The organism is Salinispora sp. H7-4 (assembly GCF_013416675.1).
GTDB lineage: Bacteria > Actinomycetota > Actinomycetes > Mycobacteriales > Micromonosporaceae > Micromonospora > Micromonospora vitiensis.
This window is the reverse complement of sequence record NZ_JABZED010000002.1, coordinates 6,208-14,054: the sequence shown is the minus strand read 5'-3', so window position 1 is coordinate 14,054 and position 7,847 is coordinate 6,208. Positions and strand designations below refer to the sequence as shown.

7 protein-coding genes and 1 pseudogene are annotated in these 7,847 nt (G+C 70.4%); 4 read left to right on the top strand and 4 right to left on the bottom strand.

The genetic code is table 11. The features are described 5' to 3' along the window. On the bottom strand, positions 1 to 1,249 hold a 1,249-nt coding region (locus H0524_RS00075), incomplete at its 3' end, for a right-handed parallel beta-helix repeat-containing protein (RefSeq protein WP_255435731.1). A gap of 342 nt (positions 1,250 to 1,591) precedes the next feature. Between H0524_RS00075 and H0524_RS00070 the strand changes: the two genes are divergently transcribed. Continuing rightward, on the top strand, positions 1,592 to 2,737 hold the full coding sequence (locus H0524_RS00070; protein WP_180196821.1) for a site-2 protease family protein: 1,146 nt from the start codon (positions 1,592 to 1,594) through the stop codon (positions 2,735 to 2,737). 159 nt (positions 2,738 to 2,896) lie between these two features. On the opposite strand, the gene H0524_RS00065 is transcribed toward H0524_RS00070, so the two are convergent. From H0524_RS00065 to H0524_RS00055, 3 genes are all read right to left on the bottom strand, one after another. Then, entirely contained in the window at positions 2,897 to 3,934 is a 1,038-nt protein-coding gene (locus tag H0524_RS00065) for a hypothetical protein (protein WP_180196820.1), read from the bottom strand. Then, entirely contained in the window at positions 3,934 to 4,203 is a 270-nt protein-coding gene (locus H0524_RS00060) for a hypothetical protein (protein WP_026323028.1), read from the bottom strand. The genes H0524_RS00065 and H0524_RS00060 overlap by 1 nt, the downstream gene beginning before the upstream one ends. Positions 4,204 to 4,480: 277 nt before the next feature. Continuing rightward, the gene (locus tag H0524_RS00055) at positions 4,481 to 5,500 is read right to left on the bottom strand and encodes an NAD(P)/FAD-dependent oxidoreductase (RefSeq protein ID WP_180196819.1); all 1,020 of its coding nucleotides are present in this window, start codon (positions 5,498 to 5,500) and stop codon (positions 4,481 to 4,483) included. A gap of 80 nt (positions 5,501 to 5,580) precedes the next feature. Between H0524_RS00055 and H0524_RS00050 the strand changes: the two genes are divergently transcribed. The 3 genes and pseudogenes from H0524_RS00050 to H0524_RS24375 all read left to right on the top strand — a co-directional run. Continuing rightward, entirely contained in the window at positions 5,581 to 6,171 is a 591-nt protein-coding gene (locus tag H0524_RS00050; RefSeq protein WP_180196818.1) for a helix-turn-helix domain-containing protein, read from the top strand. A 176-nt stretch (positions 6,172 to 6,347) separates the two neighbouring features. Beyond that, positions 6,348 to 7,220 carry an aldo/keto reductase gene (locus tag H0524_RS00045; protein WP_180196817.1) on the top strand — a complete coding sequence of 291 codons (873 nt, stop codon included), beginning with the start codon at positions 6,348 to 6,350 and terminating at the stop codon, positions 7,218 to 7,220. A gap of 204 nt (positions 7,221 to 7,424) precedes the next feature. Beyond that, positions 7,425 to 7,847, top strand: a pseudogene (locus H0524_RS24375) (right-handed parallel beta-helix repeat-containing protein); the annotation flags it as partial.

The window sequence follows — 7,847 nt, the reverse complement described above, 5'->3', positions numbered from 1 at the left end:
CGCCGTTGTTGTAGACGCCGCCGGGTTCGTTCTGGGCGAGGTTGTCGGTGACGCGGACGTCGGTGAGGGTGAGGACGGTGGTCTGGTCGGACGGGTCGAAGTAGATGCCGCCGGCGACTTCCCCGGCCTGGTTGCCGGAGACGGTGGTACGGCGCAGGGCCACCACGGGATCGCCACCGATGATGGCGATGCCGCCGCCGTCGCCGGTGGTGGCGGTGTTGTACACGATCTTGCTGCCCTCAACGGTGACACCGAGATCGGTGGTGAGATAGAGCCCGCCACCGGAGGTGGCGGTGTTCTCGGCGACCTTGACGTGCTGGAGCAGGAGGGCCTCGTTGCCGTTGTCGTAGATGCCGCCGCCGAGGCCGCTGGCGGTGTTGCGAACGATGGTGCTGTGGACGATCTCGGAGAGGTTGCCGTCGTTGTCCACACCCCCACCGTTGGTGGCGGTGTTGTCGCTGATCAGCGTGTGGCTGATGGTGGCGGAGCCCTCGTCGTTGGAGAACCCGCCGCCGGTGGTGCCGGAGGTGTTGTGGGTCAGCTTCGACTTGCTGATCGTGAAGGTGCCGTTGTCGCTGGAGACGCCGCCGCCCTCGTCGGTGGCGGTGTTGCGGGTGATGGTGCTCTTGGTGATCGTGACCTTGCTCCGGTCACCGGAGATGCCGCCGCCGTCGCCGTTGTTGCCGAGGGTCATGTTGTCCCGGACGGTCACGCGTTCGAGGGTCAGTCGGGTGCCCTCGCCGGCGAAGATGCCGCCGCCGTCGTCGTTGCCGCCCTCGAGCCTTCCCCCGGCGACGGTGAGGTCTTTGAGGGTGAGGTCACCGCCGGTGACGACCTCGAAGATGCGGAAGTTGTCGGCGGCGGCGGCCCGGACGATGGTGGCGCCCTGGCCGTGGATCGTGATGGGCTGGAAGACCGGGGGTAGTCCGTTGTCGTCCTGGTTGACGGTGAGGGTGTAGGTGCACTTCTCGGCCAGGCGGAGCGTGCCGCCGCCGGCCTGGTTCGCCGCGGTGATCGCGGCGATCAACGCGTTGGGGTCGCAGGGCACCGGAGTGCCCTTGGCTTTCCCGCCACCGTGCGCACCGCGCTTCCAACCCGGGTTGCCGGCAGCGCTCTTGTCACCCCCCTGGTCAGGGTGTGCGGAGCCGCTTCGGTGCTGCTCCGGGCCGCCCTTGCCGGGGGCGCTGCCGCCGTCGCTCCCGAGGAGGGAGGCTCGGGCGAACGCCCCTGGCGCCTGGGCGAGGCTCATGGATCCGGTGGCGGCCACGGTCGCGAAGCCGGCGAGAGTCACTACCCCCAGCGTCGTCGCGGTCCGGGTGAGGCGCCGCCGACGGGGCCTTTCCGCTGGCCGTGCTTGGTCCGGCATCGTGCTCTACCTTCGTGTCGGTCGGTCCGCGCTCCTGGTGAAGCGGTGGGGCGGCCGTCCCAGCCGCACAAGCAGTTAAAGGCCACCAAACCGAATGATGAGGTCGTTTCACCGCAAAATCCCTCATATAGGCACGAGTACCTCATCACACACCGCGCCGTAGCCGACGACCGGTGGCCTTTTCGCCCCTGGCATGGGTACAGGGTCCAGGGGTATGACCGGAAGATGAGGGCAAGCTTCCGGCTCGGCCGGATCGTGGGCGTACCAGTCGGGGTCAACTGGAGCGTCCTGGTCATCTTCCTGGTGATCGCCTGGGCGCTCACCGCCAACCAGTTCCCCCGCACCTACCCGGACCAGCCGGGAATCGCGTACCTGCTCGCCGGCCTCGCCGCCGCCGTGGTCTTCTTCCTCGGCCTGCTCGCCCACGAGGTCTCACACGCGGTCGTCGCCAAGCGCAACGGGCTCGAGGTCGGCGGCATCACGCTGTGGCTCTTCGGCGGTGTCGCCGAACTGAAGGGCGAGGCGCCGAACCCGGGCGCCGAGCTGCGCATCGCCGGAATCGGGCCGCTGGTGAGCCTGCTGATCGGCGTCTTCTTCGGCGCCATCGCGGCGGGAGTGGCGATGACCGGGTACGACGGGCTGTGGCTCGGCGCGCTGGCCTGGCTCGCCGGCATCAACGTGCTGCTGGCCGTCTTCAACGTGCTGCCCGCCGCCCCGCTGGACGGCGGGCGGCTGTTACGGGCGGCGATCTGGAAGGCCACCGGGGACCGGACCAAGGCCTCGGTGGTGGCCGCCCGGGCCGGCTGGGTCCTCGGGGCGATCCTGATCGGCCTGGGATTCTGGCAGTTCTTCGCCGGCGGCGGGTTCGGCGGCCTGTGGCTGATCCTGATCGGTTGGTTCCTGATCGGCGCCGCGACGATGGAGCAGCGGCAGGCCCGGATGGGCAGCGCCCTGAGCGGTATCCGAGTCGCCGAGGTGATGACCCCGGAGCCACAGACCGCCGCCGGCGACATGACCGTGGCCGACTTCATCGAGCACTACCTCTTCGCTTACCGGTACTCAACGCTGCCGCTGGTCGCCGGCGACCGACCGGTCGGGCTGATCACCCTCGACCGAATCCGGCGGGTACCGGCCGATCGGCGGTCCACCACCACCCTTGCCGAGGTCGCCTGCCGCACCGACGAGTTGGTGCTCGCCGCCCCGGATGAGTCACTCAACGAGCTCCTGCCCCGGCTCACCGACTGCGCCGACGGGCGGGCGCTCGTGGTGGAGGACGGGCGGCTGGTCGGGATCGTGTCGCCCAGCGACATCAGCCGGGCGGCGCAGCGCGGCAGCATGCGGGAGCAGTTGGCCGGGCAACCGGGTTCCTGACGGAGGCGGTTACCGCCGACCAGGCCGGGAACTCCCGGACGATGAGCAGCCACCATGTTCCGGCGCCACCGACCACGCCCGGTCCCCAGCCCACCCCGACACCGCCGCCGGTGCCGACCCCGGTGCCGCACCCCGGGCCACCGCCGCGCTCCGGGCTCCTCAGACGTACGGCCCGGTGGTGTAGGCCCGCTTGAGCGCGGCCAGTCCGGTGTCCTTCGGCACCAGCCAACCCCAGCCGGAGTTGAAGTAGTTCGTCCGCGCGATCCGGGGCCCGCCCTCGGCGTTGAGCGCGGCGACGGCGACCGGTACGGTCCCGATCCACGCCGCCTGGTCGGGAAGCTCAGCCGACCGGACCCCCCACTCCGCGATCAGGACCGGGCGGGAGAGGGCGACCGGGCCGAGGTCGGCGACCGCCCAGTCCTTGGTACGGCGAAACCGGGCCAGCGCGGTGTGCGTGGCGCTGGTGGCGTAGACGTTCCACTGCAGGAAGTCGAGCTTCGCCATCAGCGCCTCCGGGTGGGTCCGCTGATAGCAGGCCCGGTCGAAGCCGCCCGCCCCCACCGAGAAGGTGGTGCCGGTGGGTAGGCCGCGGGCCTTGAACCAGGTCACGATGTACGTCAACGCCGCCACCGCCCGGGCGTCGGACTCCGCCCAGGTGTACGCCGCACCCGCCTCCCTGGTGCCGAACTCGTGGTCGGTGTCCAGCTCCGAGGCGAGTTGGAGGTTCATCCCGACGCCCATCTCCTGATATTGCGCCAGCGCTCGCGCGAACAGCCCGTCGCACTGCCCGGAGAGCACCTGGCCGTACCCGTAGGCCCGGGGCCAGGTCGCCCCCGGCCGCTGCTGGATGGTCATCGCCGGGGCCGGGACCGTGTACGTCCGGCCGTTGACCCGGAACGTCTGCTCCCCGGCGTGCGGGGCGCCGTAGTGCTTCAGCTCCAGCACCATATTGATCTTCATTCCGGCTGCACCGAGCTCCGTCAACCAGGGCTTGTTCCAGCCCGGGAAGAGGTAGCCGTCGGCGAAGCTGCGGTACTGGGTCAGGGACCGGATGTTCCCGCCCGCCAGGTCCGCCACCGGATTTCCGTTGCCGGAGAGGTAGTAGCCGCCCAGGACGGGCGAGCTGACCTGGTAGTCGGCGGTGGTGGTGGCGGTGCGCCCGCCGGAGTCGCGCACCGTGACAGTGACCCGGGGCATCACGCCACCGCCCGGTAGTCGGCCACCGCGCCGTTGTCCGACAGCTTCGTCCAGGCGCGGCCGGAGTCATCGGTGACGGTGAGGGTGGGCGGGTCGACGACCACGGTGACCTGCGCGGGCGCACTGCTGCGGCCCCACACGTCGGTGACCACCACGGTGACGGTCACTGGCCGGGTGTCGGCGTCGCGGTAGGTAACCGTCATGATCATCTCGTCACCAGGGGCGTAGACCGCCGCGTTCAGGGCGACGGTCACGGTGGGAGTAGCCATCGGTTGGCTCCTTCCAAAGCGTGGGTGGGGCGGGCCGACGGCGCGGGGGGCGGCGTCAGCGACGACGCGCGCGCCGGGCTCGGTGGCGGCGGTGCCGACCGGGACGCTGCTGGTCCCGCCAGGCCCGAGGATCGGGATGTGGCCCGCCATCCACGCCTCTCACCTGCTATAACAGTGCGTCGGTGCGGCGCCCGACGTCCTGTCCGTTAGCCGATCAGCCGACTGTCGCGCACCTGCTTGACCCCTCCCCCGACCGCCCATGGCACCCCGTTGCCGTTCACAGTCCGTGTCGACGCTCGCCCGCCACCAGCTCGGCGACCCGCGCCTCGGACCTGCCCGAGAACGGGTGCCGCAGGGCGGCGACCGCCCGGCGGGTCTCCGCAGCGATCAGGTCAGCGTTGATCGCGGCCCCGGCGACAGCGCCGCCAGCTGCGGCGGCGCCCACCTGGGCCGCCAGGTCGGTGACGTTGCCCGCCGCCCAGACCCCCGCCACCTCGGTGCGCCCGGTCGGATCGGCCGGGATGTGCTCGCCGAGCCCACTCGGGTGCTCGACCGCCCGCAGCCCGAGCCCGGCCAGGAACCCGGCCCGCGCCACCATCCGCGGCCCAACCCCCAGGGCGGTCCGCGGTACGACCGTGCCGTCGGCGAGCCGCACCCCGACGAGTCGATCATCGGCGACCTCCAGAGCCGCCACCGTACCGGTGACCACCCGTACACCCCGGGCTTCCAGTTGCTCCGCCTCCTCCTCGTCGGGTCCGGCGGACATGTGGGTGAAGTAGCTGATGTCGGCGCTGAGCTGGCGGAAGAGCAGGGCCTGGTGTACCGATCGCGGACCGGTGGCGAGCACGCCGATGGCCTGGTCCCGCACCTCCCAGCCGTGGCAGTACGGGCAGTGGAGAACGTCTCGGCCCCAGCGTTCGCGCAGCCCGGGAATGCTCGGTAGGAGGTCGACCAGTCCCGTGGTGACCAGCAGCCGGCGGGCCCGTACCGACCGGCCGTCGGCCACGGTCACGACGAAGCCTTCCCCGTCCCGGACAGCGGTCGCGATCTCGGCGTCCACCACATGGCCGCCGTAACCGCGCAGTTCGGCCCGGCCGCGCTCGAGTAGCTCGGCCGGCGGCATCTCCTCGCGGCCCAACAGCCCGTGCACTCCCTTGGCCGGGGCGTTGCGTGGGGCGCCCGAGTCGAGAACCACCACCGATCGACGTGACCGGGCGAGCATCACCGCCCCGTTCAGGCCAGCGGCACCGCCACCGGCCACCACCACGTCGTAACTCCGCTCCAGCTGATCGGTCATTCTGACCACCTCCTGCGGCCACGGTGCCCCCAGCCTGCAGCGACAGCAAACCCCGTTGCTGATATGGCAAACTCTTGGCCATGGACGGTGACCTGAACCAGGCTCTCGACGCGGTCGGCCCCCGACTGCGTGCCCTGCGCCGCCAACGCGGCACCACCCTGACCGACCTCTCGGCAGAGACCGGCGTTTCGGTGAGCACCCTCTCCCGGCTCGAATCGGGCACCCGCCGGCCAACCCTCGAGCTGCTCCTCCCCCTCGCCCGCGCCCACGGCGTCACCCTCGACGAACTCGTCGGGGCACCGCCCACCGGTGACCCCCGCATCCACCTGCGCCCGGTCACCCGCCACGGCATGACCGTGCTGCCGCTGACCCGACGGGTCAGCGGCATCCAGGCCTTCAAGTTGATCATCCCGATCAGCAAGCGGGAGCCAGACCTCAAGACCCACGACGGGTACGAGTGGCTCTATGTCCTCAACGGGCGACTACGACTCCTGCTCGGCGAGCACGATCTCGTGCTGGCACCCGGCGAGGCGGCCGAGTTCGACACCCGGGTCCCGCACTGGTTCGGCGTCGCCGAGGATCAGCCGGTCGAAATCCTCAGCCTCTTCGGCCAACAGGGAGAGCGTGCCCACCTCCGCGCCCGACCCAAGGCCCGCCCAGCTTGTGAGTGAGCCGACCGGCCCACTCACGCCAATCGGGCCCTCGCCCTGACCTGGCCGATGAGCCCCCGACCACACCCGACAGTGATCGACGGCGATGGGTACTGTGCGATTGGCCCCCGGCAGTAGGGGTATAACGGACCAGGTAGGTCTGCCGCCGCCCAGCGACCCGACGAGGAGACGCCCACATGTCACCGCACGCCAGCAACCAACCGGTCAAGGCCTCCGGCACCTACCGCATCGGTGGCGACCTCCCGGTCGACCGACTCGGGTACGGATCCATGCAGCTCGCCGGCCCGGGAGTCTGGGATATGCCGGACGATCCGGCGAAGGCGGTCCGGGTACTCCGCCGCGCCGTCGAGCTCGGGGTGACGTTCATCGACACCGCCGACTCGTACGGGCCGTTCGTCTGCGAGATCCTGATCAAGGAGGCGCTACACCCGTACGCCGATGATCTGGTCATCGCGAGCAAGGCAGGGCTGGTCCGGGGCGGGCCGAACGACTGGAAGCCGCTCGGGCTCCCGAGGTACCTGCGGCAGCAGTGCGAGATGAGCCTTCGCTACCTCAAGCTGGACTGCATTCCGCTGTACCAGCTGCACCGCATCGACCCGGAGGTGCCCCTCGAGGACCAGCTCGGCGAGTTGGTCCGGCTTCAGCAGGAGGGCAAGATCCGGCACATCGGCCTCTCCGAGGTGACCGTCGAGCAGATCGAGGCCGCCCGCGAGATCACCCCGATCGCCACCGTGCAGAACCTCTACAACGTGAGCAAGCGGGACGCCGAGCCGGTGCTGGAGTACTGCGAGCGCAACGACCTTGGGTTTATCCCCTGGTACCCGATCGCCACCGGTGACCTCGCCCGCCCCGGCGGCCCGCTGGAAGCGATGAGCGCCGAGTACGGCGCGACGCCCGTGCAGCTCGCCCTGGCGTGGCTGCTGCGCCGCTCGCCGGTCATGCTGCCGATTCCTGGCACCTCGTCGATTGCGCACCTGGAGGAGAACCTCGCCGGCGCTGAGGTGGAGCTCACTGACGACCGGTTCGAGGCGCTGACCCAGGCCGCCTAACCCTAACCATGACGAGAACTACTGGATAGGCACTTTTGCCCGATTTAGGCAACTTTTTCGGGTTCATGTTCATTCGGGGTTCGTGTCGGTTTAGCGTGCGGGTGGCTGCTACCGCCCGCACGGTAGCCGAGGACGACACCGACCCGGCCTGCCCCGGGGCTGGCGCCTCCTCGCCACTCACGGGGGAAGGACACCGGCACCGCGATGAACCAGCAGGACCACATCCACGAACCCGAACCGGGCCGCCCCGGCGGACACGAGACGAGGTCACCGCGGCGCTGGTGGGCCGTCGGCCTCGCCGGCGTTACCGGACTCGCCCTCACCACCGTCGGCATCGCCGCCACTCCGGCCGCCGACGCCATTGGACGCGCCCTCACCACCGACAACCACACCGGCAACCCCCACCCGCCCAACAGCGACAACCGCGGCGGCTACCAGGGCCAACATGACGACAAGAGCACAGGCAAGGGCGAGAAGGAGAAGAAGCCGCCGGGCACACCCGTGCCCTGCGACGCCGACGCCCTCATCGCCGCGATCACCCTCGCCAACGCCCGCGGCGGCGCCACCCTCGACCTCGCCAGCAAGTGCACCTACCTACTCACCGCCATCATCGACGACGCCGGCCTC

Excerpts from the sequence above, each read along its gene's own strand:
- H0524_RS00070 (WP_180196821.1), top strand. The coding sequence starts at position 1,592 with ATGAGGGCAAGCTTCCGGCTCGGCCGGATCGTGGGCGTACCAGTCGGG.
- H0524_RS00065 (WP_180196820.1), bottom strand. The coding sequence starts at position 3,934 with ATGCCCCGGGTCACTGTCACGGTGCGCGACTCCGGCGGGCGCACCGCC.
- H0524_RS00060 (WP_026323028.1), bottom strand. The coding sequence starts at position 4,203 with ATGGCTACTCCCACCGTGACCGTCGCCCTGAACGCGGCGGTCTACGCC.
- H0524_RS00055 (WP_180196819.1), bottom strand. The coding sequence starts at position 5,500 with ATGACCGATCAGCTGGAGCGGAGTTACGACGTGGTGGTGGCCGGTGGC.
- H0524_RS00050 (WP_180196818.1), top strand. The coding sequence starts at position 5,581 with ATGGACGGTGACCTGAACCAGGCTCTCGACGCGGTCGGCCCCCGACTG.
- H0524_RS00045 (WP_180196817.1), top strand. The coding sequence starts at position 6,348 with ATGTCACCGCACGCCAGCAACCAACCGGTCAAGGCCTCCGGCACCTAC.